Raw genomic sequence first — 15,409 nt, 5'->3', positions numbered from 1 at the left:
TTAAAACCACCTCATGGTCATTCTTCGCAGTATCATTATATATCATATTATAATTTTAATGATACTATTTAGCAACATTTTCTTGAAGATATTTTATCACCCCCCTTAAATTAGATAGATTCTAAGGAACTTTTCTAATAGGGCATAACCTCCTTAACACCCCAATTTAAGGAAGAAAACGTCAATGTTTCATTATTCAATAACTTTTCTTTATAGTATTTAGTTATCTCTTCATAAAATTGAATTTCGTTTAGTTCGACATAACAAATTGGATTGACACAAGGATATAAAAATTTCCCATCACCCAAATCAAATTGAATATAGTCGCCTTTTGTTTCATCATAAAATTTGAACTCTGTTACAAAAACTTCATCATAGTAAGGATTGTCAGAATTTCTAACCATAATCTTGTTTGTTTTCTGATCAAAAAAAGGTTGAAATGAAAAGCATTCTTTCCCTTCTAACTTACTAGCTATAGAAAGTGCCTCTCTTTCGTTTGTTGCCTCATACTTATAGTTAGTTTCCAATGTGATTTCAAAGTCATCATTATAATAACCAAATACCATAGTAAAGTTTTTCATTATATATCCCCCTTCAAAAAAAGTAGCCCTTTAGGGGCTACTTTTTATCTGCTCACAGCTACATCTTTTTGTTTAAACGTGTTTTTAGTCTTTATGTTTTTTTCCGATATTAATTTATCATTCCAATCCTTTGTCATACTCTTTGTTGGTAAGTATCCTAAATTGGAATATTTCTCGGAATATCTTTTCACTTTATTAATAAACTTTTTTAAATCGCCTAATTCATGCCCTGGTTGGCTCATAGTCCTTTCTAAATCAAACTTTCCTGCAAAACGATTCTTGGCCAATGATTTAGCACATTCATTAATTGAATCATATAGATTGATTTCTTTTGGTTTTTCCTTATTCTCTAACACCTTTCCAAAGAATTTTCCTAAGCCGAAATAATTAGCTATCTCATTTGTCTTGCTTAAATTTGTTTCTGCTTTATGAATAGCAGCAATGTCTTTCCAGTCAACATTATGATTAATGGCTGCATCTTGATAAAGGGGTATATATTCCTTCGGTATTTCTAAATCATTAGGAATTAAATTATGAAAAGGGATCTCCTGGCCATCTTTTGTCTCTAATAACATTTGTTCAAATCGATCCACAAACTTATGACCAGCGACATCATTATCTACCCCTAAGAAGATACCTTCAGTAGGGTACTGGCCTCTCGAAACATACGTATGTTTCATCATGTTCATAACTGTCCTCGGCTTCAAACCACTCATTGAAATTAATCTACAATTCTTCAAATGTTTATTTAATGACCAATAACTAAGTAAATCAATAGGCGCTTCAAAGAATAATAATTTTTTAGGTACTCCTAGAGAAACATTAAAGCCATAATTAGATTTTGAATCCCTAAAAATTTGCTTAAACGTCCCCCTTTTACCAAGGTTATTTTTTGAAACCGTTCCTTGGAGGTCTGCTCCTACTCGTCTACCAGTTTCTCCCCAAACAAATACTATGTTCTTTTTATGGTCCTGCCTAATGAGCCCCTTCTTAATAAGTGCACTTACTATGTCTTTATCGATACCTCGCTCATTAACTAAATAATCCTCTGCTGCTGCAGTTGAGGTATCATGTTCAATTTCATAAACGAAATTCTTTTCAGGTTCAACATAGGTATCATTCATTTTTTCATATTCTTTTGATGTCAACATCGCTACTGCTTCTGGAAATGTCTTATTAAAAAAGGTCTGTGCAAATAAAATAGAATTCCCTGAAATATTTTGGGAATTCCAATAGAACTTATTTTTATAACTATCAATAACCAAACTGTCATGCTCTATTCCAAAGTAATATTGATTTGTTTTCTTTTCAATGGCATATCCATACTCTTGGCACAAACTAACAATACTAGTTTTTTCGGCTTCAGCAATAAGATCATCACTTACTCTTTTCAATAAAATACCTCCCTTTATAATAAAAAAGGCAAAGACTTTTGAGTCTTTACCTTCCTTTTTCATATTCAATTTCTTGTTGGAGCCTTTCATATTTCCTTCTATTTTTCAAACTTTGATAATCAAGACTTAGAGCTTTTTTCAACCGTCTTATTTGTTTATTTGAAAGCATTTTTTCATTTCGTTTTTCCCAATTATTTTTATCTGGATTCCATTTACCTTGTGTAGCCAATTTGCCTCGTTCTTCTTGTCTTATTTCTTTCATTTCATTCAACAGTGCATTACCCATTTTTGAATACAATTCATGGTGCTTATTCTTTCGATAATCCTCATAACGTTGAGTCTCAATATCTCCATTTCCATAAACACCTTTTCTAAATTCCATTTCCTCTTTCAAAGCTAAATCTAATTCAGCAAAATCTTCTTTATGATATTTTTCAATATGCATAGTGATTAGATTATCAATTTTTGGTCGCAAATCATTCAATGCGTTATTATTATATTTCCAAAGCCGCATGTCGGATGGTAACTGCTTATAAATATCGTTATAGATGGATTTCATATATGGTTGTTTAGGCTTGAATTTATATCCTTTCGGAGCAATTTTTTCGTGTATTAGCTGTGAAATTTTTGCTAATTCCTTATCTCTATCTAATAAAGTATTTGCTACTTTACTTTTGAAGTTATCAAGTGTTGACTTTTTCCTATTCCCTCGCCTTGCTTGATAGTATTCTCCAGTAGATTTATTCATATATGTGCCGTATTCTTTTGTTGGATACGGTTCGACTGAGGCTATATGGACATGGATGTTATCTGTATTAAAATGTATCGAAGCCGACCAAACGGCACTTTCCTTCATCTTTTCTTTAGTCAATACTTCATTCATACCTTTACGAATTGATTTTTGAAGAGCCCCCTCATTTATCCATCCAGTTTCTGAGTTATAAAGTCCATTCTCTTCTAACCATTTATTATCAAAACTAATAACGTCTTGCCACATCACAGAATCATTTTCCTGTGCTATTTTAAATATTTCCTTTAACTGATCTTTTTCTTTTTTTGATAACCTGTCTTTATTTTTCGTAAAGATACCATTACTTTTTTCTGGATTACCCATGTACTGATTATAGCCATCCAAATCGTTTACATTGTACTTCTCGAATGTCTTTGTCCTCGTGGCCTCATCCCTGTTTATATAATTTACGTATGAAGTAAATTTTTTTGAATTACCAGTTACGTATTTTGAAACTAAAACAACTCCAGGTGAGCCCATTAAGAATTACCTTTTTTCTTTTCTCTTTCTAACTTCCTTTGCCTATAGGCAGCTATATCATCTGTAACTTTTTTAGTTGCTTTTTCTAAAGGAGTTGTCATAAATTCATCTGTAGTTACGTAGTTATCCTGGTCATTCGTTAATATAAAACCATTCCACAATTCAAGCGCTATTCTAGTATTTTTATCGGCATATCCAGTCCTGACACGAATAACATCTAAATCCTTTTTAAATCGAGAATAAATTCTTTCGACCATTTCATCCTGGTTATTTAACATCCTTCTAAATTGATCATGTTCGGCAAATATTCTTTCAATCGTTTCATTGTAATTTTTCAAACCATATTCATCTTTCTTTTTGTTTAAATATTTGATACCAAATTCTGAATCACTAAATCTTATATTTTTCCTTTCCATGTTGTTATGCTCCTTCAAATTTTTTTAGTCTTCCTGATATGCTTTAACAAGTTCTTTCATAACAACCGTATTTTTTTCAACTACTTGTAACATGCTTTTAACCAACTCTTCGTAGTCTTCTCTTACCCCTTCAACTTCTTCAGATACAACATGTTTTTCTAATAAAGTAATGATGTATTTGTTCTTTGAACACCCTGCCTTTTTCGCTTTTTCTGTTAGCTTGTTATTTGTTGATGAGGACAATCCTTTTACAGTGATATCCGCCAATTTTTTTCAAAACCTTTCTACATATTTTTAGGCAATGATAGGGACCGCACTATCCCCAAAAATCGTTTATTCTTTCAAGTAATTAAGCGCAGCTTAATTACGATCCCCTTTTCAAAGAAAAGGGGATGAAAGGCAATAAAGAGCATAAGGGGAAACTGCAACCATTTCATGGTTGAAACCGCAGTGCGGTTTGTTTCTTAATGGTTGCGATTTTTTGTTTATGTGCGCCAATATTATGGTGATTGACATTCCAAATATTAGGTTAATGTGCCAGATAGGCGCCTCTTAGACTTAAAATAAACAAAAAAATTAATGTACTCTCGGCATCTTAGTACACTAATTTTGATTTCCTTTCTTTTAATTTTTCTATTCTCTCTTGATATTCTTTTAGATTGTCATTTAGCTTTTTCTTTTCACTATTTAGAGCATCAATATTTGTTTGTAATGAAGCAATATTTTGCCTTGTGTTCTCTTTTTCTGTTCTAGTTTGGAACTCTTGTTCAGCCTCTAATGAGCTTATTTTTTCCTCGATTTTTTTTATATCAGCTTTTGCTTTATTTATACTATCTGTATCCTTGGTAATCATCTTCTTAGTATCATCTAGTAAAGTATCAATATATTTCGCTTCATAATAATCCGATTTTTTTACTGAAAAGACTTCTATTTTCTCTGTCTTTTCTTGAGATACATATAACTTACTAGCCATACTTAATGACGAGGAATTTTCATCGTTCTTATCATTAATAATCATTGAAACACTTTTCCATTTATCCGGTAGATCATGGACAAAGATCACATAATATTCTTCTGTAATCTTTGTGATTTCCGTCTTATATTGTTTTTCTGTATCAGATTTTTCGATTACATCTACTGATAAATCCAATGGAGTTACTGACCCTTTTTGTTTTACGATTACATCAACTTCTAATAAGTTTTCATCCATATAAAACTCTTTACTAGCAATCTCAACTTCAGTATTTGAGAATGCAACAGGTGTCCTTAAAGGAGTATCTTCATTCTCACCTTCAATATTAAATATTATTCTGCTGGTTAGAAAAAACAGAAAAACAGCACCCAAAATATAAACCATTTTCTTATACTTTTGTCCATGTTTCTTACTGCTTTTCTTTTTTGAAAACATTCTTTCACCACCTAATTTCTTACTCGGTAACTCTAACAATTACACCATTAAATGTATCTGCCCAATACCCACTCTGCATTGATGCAACTCTCACACCACCGTTAGATTGACAATTTAAAAACCGACCATTTCCAAGATAAATTCCAACATGTCCATTTATTTTATATGTGTCAAAGAATACTAAGTCGCCTCGTTTAACCTCCGAAACAGAAACCTTTTTCCCCATTTTTACGAGCGTATCAGTTGTAACTGAAGTTAAATTTCCTAATGTCAAACCCGCCATTTTAAATGCATAATGTATGAAACTACTACAATCAAAATATCCTCTATCAATATCCCTTTGATTACGGCCTCCACCAAAAACATATGTCGACCTTCCAATATATTTTGATCCTTCCGCAATAGCTTTTTCGATTGTTGCATGCCCTCCAGGTAATGGCTCAATACCTCCTCCATTAGAGCCATCATTGGCAACTAAGTATCTCATTACATTTTGGACATAATTTTGATCCCCATATCTCCATTGGCCATTTTCTCTCTTAGTTCCATTGCTCTTTATTCGTGCAAATTCAATTGCATTATCGTGAGTCCAACCACCTTCATGCCCAATGGACCAGGATATAAATCCAAATCCATAATTATAACCCTGCAGCGCTGTCTCATTTGCATTTTTACTTGCTTTTTCTCTAGCATGTTTAAATCCTATTGCAAAATAAGCAACCCCTATCTCAATGGAGAGATAGGGGTCAGTTATCGAATTTGGTGGCAGCCCTTGAGATTCACTTGCCTGCATTACGTCTGGAACTCTACCACCACTTTCTTGCATCATTATGGCCAGTAATATATCTACAGCCTCTGGTATATCATTCTTAAAAGCTTCTTCTTCTACCTTACTTCTATAGCGTTCAACTTCAGGTGAAATGTTTATAGGAGACATGTTAGAGTCATCCCAATTACTATTATGATTATTAATATTCGAGACTGCACCAACAATAATTAAAGTAACAAATAACCCTAACAAAATATACAGACCTGTTGTAGAAAATAATAAAGCTAATAGCTTTGCAGCTATCCCCCGTTTAAGGAATTCAATTATTATCTTCAATGCTTGTCCCCACCATAGTTAAATATGATATTTTCCAATCGTTTTTTACTTTTACCATATCTACATAAAATTCTACTTTAACGGTACTTAACTTTTCCTTATTTTCGTCCAGCAATTCTGCTGTTACTTCTGCTAAAAATGAAGGAACATTATTAACAATTTCATAGCTTACTAATTTAATATCTTTAACTTCTCTATAAGCAAAGACTGGCACCTTTGTATTTTCACTTTGAGACAATTTTAACTCTTTGTAAAAATCCTCAGTAAGGGCAGATTTTGTATCTACAAGGTTTTGATCAACATTCTCATAATCATACCTGTAGTAACCATTAATAAAGGAAAAAACTGTGTCTTTCATGGTGTCTAAATCTTTATCAGATATTTTCACTGAACTATCTTCTTCTGTGTCTTCAGTATTCTCATTTTTATCGTTATTTTCATCAATAATTAATGAATCTTCTTCATCATTATTTTTATTCTCCACATCTGTTTTTCCCTGCTGTAAAAAATACAAAATTATCGCACCTATAAATATTACGACTGCAATAAGGTAAATTTTTTTAAGTTTACTATTCCTTTCACCTTTTACACCTGTCTCATTATTATCTTCCATTTAAGCTCCTCCCTTAAATAAGTCTAATTCATCCGGAGTTACTTCTATATGCATAACCAGATTTTGATCCCCAGCGATTGAGAATACACAATCACCTTCAGGTAACGTTGTCATTATGCCGTATTCTGTATCTGTCATTTCGTTTCCGAAAAGGTCTTTAATTAAGCTAATTGAGCTACTAGGCTGCCGAAAAATTGCTTTATACTGTGTCAGCCCAAATATCTCAGATAATTTATTTGAAGCAAGCACCATCTTATCACTAGAAACATTATTTGCATTTGGAAACATTCTCTCTAATCGTTGTGTTGCCAATACTAGCCCACCAAAAAACTTTCTTGCTTCAGACATAAAAGTAACAAAATAATCTGCTGTGTAAGCCTTTTGGATATTTAAAATGTTGTGACACTCATCAACAATGATTAAGAACCTTGTAATATCCCACCAATTTTTCTTTTTGTTCTCAAAGGCCTCCTTCTCTCTCTTTCCAATCGTCATCATTGTTGCCCAAATTTGTGATAATGCATTATAAACCTGGATATCAAAAATTTCCGGTTTTAACTGTGATAAGTTACCAATGTCAAAGAATACAATTTGCTCATTAGACATATCTGGAATAGTCGTAATTCCATCAAACAAATCTGCATACTGACGAACAAGGTTTCCAATGGATTTAGAAATATCTCCTATACGACCTTTAAACCTTTCATCGGTCTCACTTTCATATCTCTCAAGAGTATAATTATAGAAATCCGATAGTATTGGATATTGATCAACTCTTAAATTTGTAATACTTTTAGTCCCCATCGGGTCCCATAAACCACTACTAATATAAAACTCATAAATTAATTCATCAAACTGAGCTAAATCTGCATCTGATGAATTTGGATTAATCATTCTGAAACACATATTCAACTTCGAAACATGCTGCCTAAAAGATGCAGTTTCATCAACTGTTAGTTCATTTTCTCCCTCATAAGTAACTGACGGAAACACTTGCATTAAGTTAATTCTTCCACCAGTACCATCTAAATTTACAGTCTTCCCTCCTTGATCTTGGGTAACAGCTAGAAACTCTCCAGACTTATCAAAACCTCGTATATAGTTACCTTTTGCTGCATTATCTCTTAGTATTTTTTTCAAGAAAGTTGATTTTCCTGAGCCCATATCTCCACTTACAAATAAATTGTAATAAAGCCTCATAGCCGTCTTATGAAAGATATCCCAATAGACTGTACCTCTAGTTCTTGTATAACCATAATAAGCTCCTGTGGGGTCTTTCAAGCTCGTTTGGTCATGAGAAAATCCCAAACCTATTACTTCGGCTGGGATTTCAATTCCACTTCTTTTATTGGGTAATTTTTGCTGTGATTCGTAATCTAAAAACTTAGCTTGCCATTCTTCTTTCTGCTCATCTAAAAAAACTATGCTTTTGTATCCATCACTATCAAGATTTTTTTGTATTTCAAAAATCCTTTCTTCAAGTGCCAATTGAGTTGGAGCATAAATATATATTCTGATGTGCATTTTTTTAATTACTTCACCATTTTTAGCTAGATTAACACCTAATTCCCTCAAAATTTCAAACTCCAAATTAGCAACATCATATTCGTTTTGCGTTTTGGCATTTTTTTGTCTTGCTCCATACTCTTCAATAGAATGAGTTACCTTTTCAGTGTAATTAATATCTTGTTCAGTGTAAGTGTCTTCAATTACAATTGTATTCTCAATACTAGTAATCTGGTTCAGCCAAAATTCAGTGAAGTTATTGGGGAGCCTATATATGTGAAGGCATGCCTCGTATCCGTCACCCTTACGGTTATAATACTCATCCTTAAAAGAAATTCCTCCCATTGGCTGCGTCTCATAAATAACTTCTAAATCTTTTTCTAAAGACAAAAGATCACCCTCTTGTATTATGATTATTTAACCTAAATAAAATTTTTTTCTTTTTTTCAATACTCATTTTTTTGGTTCCTAAAAAATTATCAAAACGTTTTACTACATCTATCCTCTTGTTCAATTCATCACTATTCTTAGCAAATATGAATAAATAACAATCCCTTGTTTCATAGTTTCTTTCAATGTGTTTTAGTTTCTCTAATTCGTTATTTAATACGTTTATTTGTATCGGAGAAGTTGACGTTTCAATTTTATGTTTGAAATATTCCTGTTGAAGTTGGTTTTCTTCAGGGAAGTTCATATAGACTTTCTTTATCGGAAATGATACTTGTTTGTGAAAGTTCCAATTGTTTTCCGTTACAAAATTAAATTCATTATCATCCATCATATAGAGGTCATACTTTTGAACATCTAATATTTCAAAGAACACTTCTGTAAATCCAACCTTACTTTTAATAAATCCTTCTGCAGTGATACCTGCAATAGGATAAACTTGATTTACTTTATTAATTTGTTTCGCTAATTTCTTGTCTTTTCTATTTTTAGGTCTTTTAGAAGCCTTTTCTTTTATAGCATCAAATTCCATCTTCTTGACCCCTTTCTAAGTCTATATCTTCTAATGATATAGACTTATAGACTTTTCTATCTTTCCGGAATACTGTAAGTGCAGTTTGAAAGTTCTTCTTATGTGGTACTGTACTAGGTAACAATAAAACAAATAATGCTATCGGAAAAAAGCCCACATAAAATATTTCTAAATACGGGTGTACAATCCACTTAGTGAAATATCCAATTGCAATACTAGATATAATAATTAAGCCATCTAATACTGTAAGTTTAGCCCACTTTGGGTCAGCCGAAATCTCTTCAGGTACTCTTACTGACCTTCGCATTATTTATCATCATTCCTTTTTATAACTGAATTTTTAGACATGTCATAAGCTTTTCTCATATTTTGGATTGGTTTAGAATCATAGACCTTTTGTGTAGTATCTGCATATTTCTCAATTGCTGTTTCTCCAATGGTTTGAGATGTTACTGGTGTTTGCTGAATACTGTTGTTGAATTGTTGCTTCGCTGCTGAAACATAAGAAGGAACATTAACACTCCTAGGTACATTCATATTCGGTTTGATTGAACCTCTTATAGGTGAAGCTATACTAGGATTTATTACTGTATTTTGTAATCCTAAACCACTTGAAGTTGGAAATCCTTGCTGAGAACCTCCTAAATTTCCTAATGTTCCTGTGCTTCCATTATTTGAACCTACACCCTTTATTGGAGTTCCCTGTTGAGTTCCTCCTAAATTTCCTACCGGTCCTGTGCTTCCACTATTCGAACCTACACCCTTTATTGAAGTCCCTTGTTGAGTTCCTCCTAAATTCCCTATCGGTCCTGTGTTTCCACTATTCGAACCTACACCCTTTATTGGAGTTCCTTGTTGAGTTCCTCCTAGATTTCCTATCGGTCCTGTGCTTCCACTATTCGAACCTACACCCGATATTGGAGTCCCTTGTTGAGTTCCTCCTAGATTTCCTATCGGTCCTGTGCTTCCACTATTCGAACCTACACCCGATATTGGAGTCCCTTGTTGAGTTCCTCCTAAATTTCCTATCGGTCCTGTGTTTCCACTATTCGAACCTACACCCTTTATTGGAATTCCTTGAGAACCTTTACCTCCTGATTTTTGAATACCATTGTCCCCCAAAGGAGTATTGCCATTGTTTGCATTGAAACCATTACCTAATGTATGACCCCCACCTACATTTACATCATTAACGTTTGGTGCAGAATTATTTTGCATTTGATTTCCACTATTATTGCTCTCTGGATTCCCCAATGGTGTATTACCCATTTCATTAGCTCTGAACATTCCAGAAGGTTGATTTGTATTTTGACTTTCTTCCCTTCTTAAATGAGAGCCACTTCCATTAGCATTAAAATTACTACTATTTGAATTTCTTTGTTGCTTATCTTTCGCACCTCCAAGTGGTGTATTTCCTTCAGTCATAGTTACTGTTGGACTTCCATTTTGTGAAGGACTTTCATTACCTGTTTGTAATGATTCAACAGAATCGTTATTTTGTTGATTTTGACTTTCTAATGGTGTAGCATCATTTCTATTATTCTCTTGTCTTGAACTATTGTTTTCTTTAGAATCTACGTTTTGATTTCCATTTGCATTCAATAGAGAGGACCCACCAGTACCTCTATTTCCACTGTTATTATTTTTATTTTCTTTATAACCGTCGAGCGCACCTTTAGCCCCTGCACCAATCGTACCTGCAGCACCAAGAAGTTTACCGGTTCCTTTTGCTCCTGTTTTAAGTGCTTTACCTGCAGTTTTCAAACCTTTCCCTACTGCACTAGTAGCCATTTGAGCTCCTTTAGCAGCACCTAATAGTCCCAATATCGTTCTACTAGCACTTCTTAAACCAGCATCAATTCCAAATAGTTCTTCTATAAAGTTTGGACCATCAATTACTAAAAATGCTGCAGCTAAAATAACTAAGAGTTTTACAGGATCTGAAATAGTAGTTGTAGAAATATAATCAACAAACAAAAGGTAAATATTTAACAAAAGCATTATGATATACAAAATAATAAAAGTATTTCTGATTTTCTCTATTAATTTTTTATTCCTTTGACCAGTTTCTACATCAGTTAAAGCCGTTGCCTGGGTAAGAATTTTTAAAACACCTAACTCTATGATGAGTTGAGTGTAGCTTTGAAATAAAGTTTGAGCAAAAAGATCTCGCAAATCCTTATTTTACGATAAATAAGAAGAATCCATTTGAAAAAAAGATTAATCAAAAAGGATTCTTCTTTAGCAGATTTAAGTTTGGTTTTTATAAAAAAGTTTGATCATTTTCTACCTGTGTTGCTCAACAATCGCGCCCGATTCCAGAAGACTATAGATTTCTAACCTTCGGCATCTGCCTTTGTTCTATGAACAGTACCAAAAGGATGATTAGGTGGTGCATAAATTGAATAAAGCTTTAACGGTATATTACCTGTATTGGTTACATTATGCCAAGTATTGGCAGGTACTATAATGGCAAAATCATCACCCGCATTTCTTACAAAATTCAGGTTATCTTTACTCTTACCCATCTGAACAAGTCCTTGACCTTCCTCAATTCGTAGAAATTGATCAACCTTAGGGTGAATTTCCAACCCTATATCATCTCCAACGTCAATACTCATTAAGGTCACCTGCAAATGACTTCCGGTCCATATAGTATCTCGATAGGTATTATTTTGTTTAGCAGCCTGATTGATATTTATTACAAAAGGTTCTTTTCCATGGTCATTTAATATGGAACTAGTATATCCCTGAGTGTTTGGATATGACCAATATTGATTTGCATAGCGCCTAGCATATGACATATTTCCATAGCCAAGACCAAACATATTATCATGATTACACATTTGCCCATTACTATAATAAGTGTTCGAATAATAAGGATACATATAAAAAGGGTTATTCATTAAAACATACCTCCAAAGATATATGATTATAAACCCATCATATGTCCCGCGGATTTAGAAGTTCATTGCTAATTCTTATTCCGTTATCTGGCCCGATTCTGGTATAACCTTATTCAATAATTGCGCCCGATTGTTGTATTGTATTTTTTGATTTTTTCATGAGATAACATTTAAATACAAGTCAATATTATTGACAAAATAATTTAATTATGCTATAATTTACAGTTATTATATTTTCGTATATAATAAGATTCTCCTGGCCAGGGGAATCTTATTTTTATTATATGGGGGAATCAATGTATGGAGAAAAATGAATCCAGTTTAACTTCCTTAATTTCAGCTTTTGGTCGAGCATACCATAGTAAATATGACACACCAAAGATTTTTGATGATTATATTGCAAAAGATTTAATTACCCAAAAGGAATTTGAAGATATTCGTAAAAACATGATTCAAGGAATTCAATTTTTTAATCATGAAATTGCTATAAAATTTCAAGATCAACCCGATGAAATATTAAAATGGATTACACAAGTTCAACTCTCACCAACTCCATTAGCACGTGCTGCCTATTGTGAAAAAGTATTATTCCATGAGATAGTACTAGGAGCTGAACAATATGTCATTCTAGGAGCTGGATTGGATACATTTTGTTTTCGGAACCCAGAATTAGACCCTAAGTTGGAAATATTTGAAGTTGATTATCCGTCTACACAAGATTTTAAAAGGAATAGGCTAGCCAAATCTAATTATCAAATTCCTTATAATTTTCACTTTGTTCCAATGGATTTCACCAAAGATATTATCCTACAAAACCTTATTGATGAGGGTTTTCAACCAAACAAAAAAACCTTTTATAGTCTCTTAGGTGTTTCCTATTACTTAACAAAAGAAGAAATTTCAAATTTAATTAAAGAATTATTTGCAGAGATTCCATTGGGAAGTTCCATCGTTTTTGATTATGCAGATGATAAACTATTTGAAGAAAAAGGATTGTCTAACCGAGTTCAGAATATGGTGCAAATGGCATCCGCTAGTGGCGAACCAATGAAATCATGTTTTACTTATGACGAAATAGAAATATTGTTAGAAGATGCAGGATTACTTATTTACGAACATTTATCACCCGATGTTATAAATAATAAATTCTTTAGCGATCGTTTGGATTATTTAAAAGCCTTTGAAACGATTCATTACATCCATGCTGTAAAAAAATAATTATTTGTTTAATATCAGCTTACCCCTTAATCCTCTATTTGATTGAGGGGTAGGCTTATTATTAATTATTACACAATCTGGCCCTTTAACGGCGCAATGCTTATTCAACAACTGCGCCCTATAAAGGAATAAACACAATAAACACTATAGTTTGAATTTCTTTAGTTAAGGGTGAGAATAAACTCTTCAACATCCTTACCACGCGCGTTTGCATACCCGCTATCTTCACCCGAAATCATGAACCCACATCTTTTTAAAACCTTTATGGATCCAGTATTGTCTTTTGCAGCGCGAGCATAAAGTGGACGAATTGAAACCTGTTTTAGAAATTCTTGTAAAGCGTTGGTTGCGATTCCCTTACCCCAGTATTCCTTTCCAATCCAATAGGTTACTTCTGGTTTTCCGGACTGCTCGAAGTGTACAATATGGCCAACTACGGTGTTCTCAACAATGATAGTTTGCTTAATAATATTCTTATTCGTAAGTATTTTGTTCCAGTGTTCAGCGAAGCTATTCCAATCATTAGGGTCCTTACTTGTAAAGGCGGCCATTTGGTTTGCCTCACTGTCCCGTTGATGCTTAAAAAAAATAGGAAGGTCATCCTCATCCACATTCCGAAGCACTAAATTGCTCATTAAACTCACCCTCTGTCGTTTACTTTATTCTAGCAAACGTACGTTCCCTAAGCAATATATTTTATCGTGTAAAACCACCTTGATATGCTTAGTACCAATTCATTTCCTTGTTCAACAAAATGGCCCTAATATGCAAGATGGGTGCTTCTCCTTATTAGGGAATAGCGCCCGATGAATCAACAATATGCGCAAGGCTTATTCCGCGAATGAGCCCTATTGCTGGAGATCAAACCCTTTAAATTAGTATTAAAAGATTGTTTATAAACGAGTACATATGCGTAATTGATTTCCATCAGGATCTACGACTGTCATCATACGAAGTCCTTCAAGATCCTCATTTGGAGGTTCCGTAATACGGATATCTTTTTTACTCTTTAATTCGTAGTACCATTTATCAACATTGGGAACAAATAAGTGAATTAACCCACCCGTTTCGCAGTCTCCAGTATGTTCAGTTAAATAAATAGTCATTTCGTCCTTAGTGATCTGAACAAAAACAGGAAAATCAGGTTCAAACCGATGCTCCCAATCAATTTGAAATCCCATTCCTTCTACGTAAAACGCCTTACTCTTTTTATAATCAGTAATGCGGAATGCAGGAACCACTTTTTGCATATTGACATCCTCCATGATAAGTTATTTCTAATTTTCAACAAGCAGGTTAGATGATCCTGCCTATTTAGTCTTTTTTAAAAAAATTAACCTCTAAATATCTTTTAGCCAGTAAACTTTGACAATCTGTCCCTTAAATGAAAACAGACGTATTTCTTAGAGAAACGCGCCCTAGTCTGGAATAAAGTCTAAACTATGTATTACTTTACATTAAATTTCTTGATACAAGCCAATCCTATTTCCGTATGGGTCTTCAAAAGAACACCAAGCAGCTGGGACACCTTCTCTGGTGTTAACACTTTCTATCTCTATGTTTAAAACTTCCACAAGCCTTCTTCTTTCATTTTCAATGTCTTCTACACCTAACCTCAATGGACCATTCCCATTTGTTGGTTCACCTTTAGCAACCTGAAGCCACGTGTTAGGAACAATCTCCCACTCTGCAAAGTCCCCGTGTGGTATGAAGTCAGGTTTCCTGTTAAAAAGCTTTTCATACCACTTTATCCCCTTTTCATAATCAGTAATTCTCACTTGAAATGTTACACCGGTATTCTTCTCCATTGACATTACCCCCCATTAAAGTAAACTGCTGCTCTTTTGTACAAAAATAAAATCAGATATAATACTACTTCGACAACCTCAGAAGCTTCTGCTTATACAACAAAATGGCCCGATTGCGGAATGAAAAATTCCTGCATTGATACAGGAATTTTAATCAAACTTTATTATAAATTATCGAACTTTTTTACAAATTAGCAGACTTTAT

Annotated in this window: 17 protein-coding genes; 1 reads left to right on the top strand and 16 read right to left on the bottom strand. The window is 33.4% G+C overall.

Annotated elements, in window-relative coordinates; all coding sequences use genetic code 11:
• Positions 1-134 precede the first annotated feature (134 nt).
• The 13 genes from LCM23_RS22680 to LCM23_RS22620 all read right to left on the bottom strand — a co-directional run bounded on the left by LCM23_RS22680 (position 135) and on the right by LCM23_RS22620 (position 12,178).
• Positions 135-581, bottom strand: a complete 447-nt coding sequence (locus tag LCM23_RS22680; protein ID WP_224938882.1) for a hypothetical protein — start codon at positions 579-581, stop codon at positions 135-137.
• 44 nt (positions 582-625) lie between these two features.
• A complete protein-coding gene (locus LCM23_RS22675) occupies positions 626-1,975 on the bottom strand; it encodes a DUF3991 and TOPRIM domain-containing protein (protein ID WP_224938881.1) in 1,350 nt (449 codons plus the stop codon).
• A 46-nt stretch (positions 1,976-2,021) separates the two neighbouring features.
• Complete coding sequence (gene mobP2, locus LCM23_RS22670; protein ID WP_224938880.1) at positions 2,022-3,245, bottom strand: MobP2 family relaxase; 1,224 nt, start codon at positions 3,243-3,245, stop codon at positions 2,022-2,024.
• Positions 3,245-3,661, bottom strand: a complete 417-nt coding sequence (locus tag LCM23_RS22665) for a hypothetical protein (RefSeq protein ID WP_224938879.1) — start codon at positions 3,659-3,661, stop codon at positions 3,245-3,247. Before LCM23_RS22665 ends, mobP2 begins: the two co-directional genes overlap by 1 nt.
• A 24-nt stretch (positions 3,662-3,685) precedes the next feature.
• Entirely contained in the window at positions 3,686-3,928 is a 243-nt protein-coding gene (locus tag LCM23_RS22660; protein WP_224938878.1) for a hypothetical protein, read from the bottom strand.
• 328 nt (positions 3,929-4,256) lie between these two features.
• Complete coding sequence (locus LCM23_RS22655; RefSeq protein ID WP_224938877.1) at positions 4,257-5,069, bottom strand: coiled-coil domain-containing protein; 813 nt, start codon at positions 5,067-5,069, stop codon at positions 4,257-4,259.
• Between the two features lie 19 nt (positions 5,070-5,088).
• On the bottom strand, positions 5,089-6,174 hold the full coding sequence (locus LCM23_RS22650) for a bifunctional lytic transglycosylase/C40 family peptidase (RefSeq protein WP_224938876.1): 1,086 nt from the start codon (positions 6,172-6,174) through the stop codon (positions 5,089-5,091).
• Positions 6,158-6,787, bottom strand: coding sequence for a hypothetical protein (locus LCM23_RS22645; RefSeq protein WP_224938875.1), 630 nt, complete (start codon positions 6,785-6,787; stop codon positions 6,158-6,160). The genes LCM23_RS22650 and LCM23_RS22645 overlap by 17 nt, the downstream gene beginning before the upstream one ends.
• Entirely contained in the window at positions 6,788-8,683 is a 1,896-nt protein-coding gene (locus LCM23_RS22640; RefSeq protein ID WP_224938874.1) for a VirB4 family type IV secretion system protein, read from the bottom strand.
• A 4-nt stretch (positions 8,684-8,687) separates the two neighbouring features.
• Positions 8,688-9,272 carry a hypothetical protein gene (locus LCM23_RS22635; protein WP_224938873.1) on the bottom strand — a complete coding sequence of 195 codons (585 nt, stop codon included), beginning with the start codon at positions 9,270-9,272 and terminating at the stop codon, positions 8,688-8,690.
• Entirely contained in the window at positions 9,262-9,579 is a 318-nt protein-coding gene (locus tag LCM23_RS22630) for a DUF5592 family protein (RefSeq protein WP_224938872.1), read from the bottom strand. Before LCM23_RS22630 ends, LCM23_RS22635 begins: the two co-directional genes overlap by 11 nt.
• On the bottom strand, positions 9,579-11,447 hold the full coding sequence (locus LCM23_RS22625) for a hypothetical protein (protein WP_224938871.1): 1,869 nt from the start codon (positions 11,445-11,447) through the stop codon (positions 9,579-9,581). The genes LCM23_RS22630 and LCM23_RS22625 overlap by 1 nt, the downstream gene beginning before the upstream one ends.
• Before the next feature lie 161 nt (positions 11,448-11,608).
• Entirely contained in the window at positions 11,609-12,178 is a 570-nt protein-coding gene (locus LCM23_RS22620) for a cupin domain-containing protein (RefSeq protein WP_223254522.1), read from the bottom strand.
• Positions 12,179-12,478: 300 nt separating this feature from the next.
• Here LCM23_RS22620 and LCM23_RS22615 point away from each other — a divergent pair, with 300 nt between their 5' ends.
• Positions 12,479-13,396 carry a class I SAM-dependent methyltransferase gene (locus LCM23_RS22615; protein ID WP_224938870.1) on the top strand — a complete coding sequence of 306 codons (918 nt, stop codon included), beginning with the start codon at positions 12,479-12,481 and terminating at the stop codon, positions 13,394-13,396.
• 161 nt (positions 13,397-13,557) lie between these two features.
• On the opposite strand, the gene LCM23_RS22610 is transcribed toward LCM23_RS22615, so the two are convergent.
• From LCM23_RS22610 to LCM23_RS22600, 3 genes are all read right to left on the bottom strand, one after another.
• A complete protein-coding gene (locus LCM23_RS22610) occupies positions 13,558-14,031 on the bottom strand; it encodes a GNAT family N-acetyltransferase (protein WP_036578618.1) in 474 nt (157 codons plus the stop codon).
• A 258-nt stretch (positions 14,032-14,289) separates the two neighbouring features.
• Entirely contained in the window at positions 14,290-14,646 is a 357-nt protein-coding gene (locus LCM23_RS22605) for a glyoxalase superfamily protein (RefSeq protein WP_036578620.1), read from the bottom strand.
• Between the two features lie 207 nt (positions 14,647-14,853).
• On the bottom strand, positions 14,854-15,204 hold the full coding sequence (locus LCM23_RS22600; protein ID WP_141130782.1) for a VOC family protein: 351 nt from the start codon (positions 15,202-15,204) through the stop codon (positions 14,854-14,856).
• Between the last annotated feature and the right edge of the window lie 205 nt (positions 15,205-15,409).

The sequence above is a fragment of the Cytobacillus kochii genome (assembly GCF_020171845.1).
In the GTDB taxonomy this organism is placed as follows: domain Bacteria; phylum Bacillota; class Bacilli; order Bacillales; family Cytobacillaceae; genus Cytobacillus; species Cytobacillus kochii.
The sequence above is the reverse complement of the archived record's forward strand: the minus strand, read 5'-3'. Positions and strand labels throughout refer to the sequence as shown.

Excerpts from the sequence above, each read along its gene's own strand:
- LCM23_RS22680 (WP_224938882.1), bottom strand. The coding sequence starts at position 581 with ATGAAAAACTTTACTATGGTATTTGGTTATTATAATGATGACTTTGAA.
- mobP2 (WP_224938880.1), bottom strand. The coding sequence starts at position 3,245 with ATGGGCTCACCTGGAGTTGTTTTAGTTTCAAAATACGTAACTGGTAAT.
- LCM23_RS22665 (WP_224938879.1), bottom strand. The coding sequence starts at position 3,661 with ATGGAAAGGAAAAATATAAGATTTAGTGATTCAGAATTTGGTATCAAA.
- LCM23_RS22655 (WP_224938877.1), bottom strand. The coding sequence starts at position 5,069 with ATGTTTTCAAAAAAGAAAAGCAGTAAGAAACATGGACAAAAGTATAAG.
- LCM23_RS22645 (WP_224938875.1), bottom strand. The coding sequence starts at position 6,787 with ATGGAAGATAATAATGAGACAGGTGTAAAAGGTGAAAGGAATAGTAAA.
- LCM23_RS22635 (WP_224938873.1), bottom strand. The coding sequence starts at position 9,272 with ATGGAATTTGATGCTATAAAAGAAAAGGCTTCTAAAAGACCTAAAAAT.
- LCM23_RS22630 (WP_224938872.1), bottom strand. The coding sequence starts at position 9,579 with ATGCGAAGGTCAGTAAGAGTACCTGAAGAGATTTCGGCTGACCCAAAG.
- LCM23_RS22620 (WP_223254522.1), bottom strand. The coding sequence starts at position 12,178 with ATGAATAACCCTTTTTATATGTATCCTTATTATTCGAACACTTATTAT.
- LCM23_RS22615 (WP_224938870.1), top strand. The coding sequence starts at position 12,479 with ATGGAGAAAAATGAATCCAGTTTAACTTCCTTAATTTCAGCTTTTGGT.
- LCM23_RS22610 (WP_036578618.1), bottom strand. The coding sequence starts at position 14,031 with ATGAGCAATTTAGTGCTTCGGAATGTGGATGAGGATGACCTTCCTATT.
- LCM23_RS22605 (WP_036578620.1), bottom strand. The coding sequence starts at position 14,646 with ATGCAAAAAGTGGTTCCTGCATTCCGCATTACTGATTATAAAAAGAGT.
- LCM23_RS22600 (WP_141130782.1), bottom strand. The coding sequence starts at position 15,204 with ATGGAGAAGAATACCGGTGTAACATTTCAAGTGAGAATTACTGATTAT.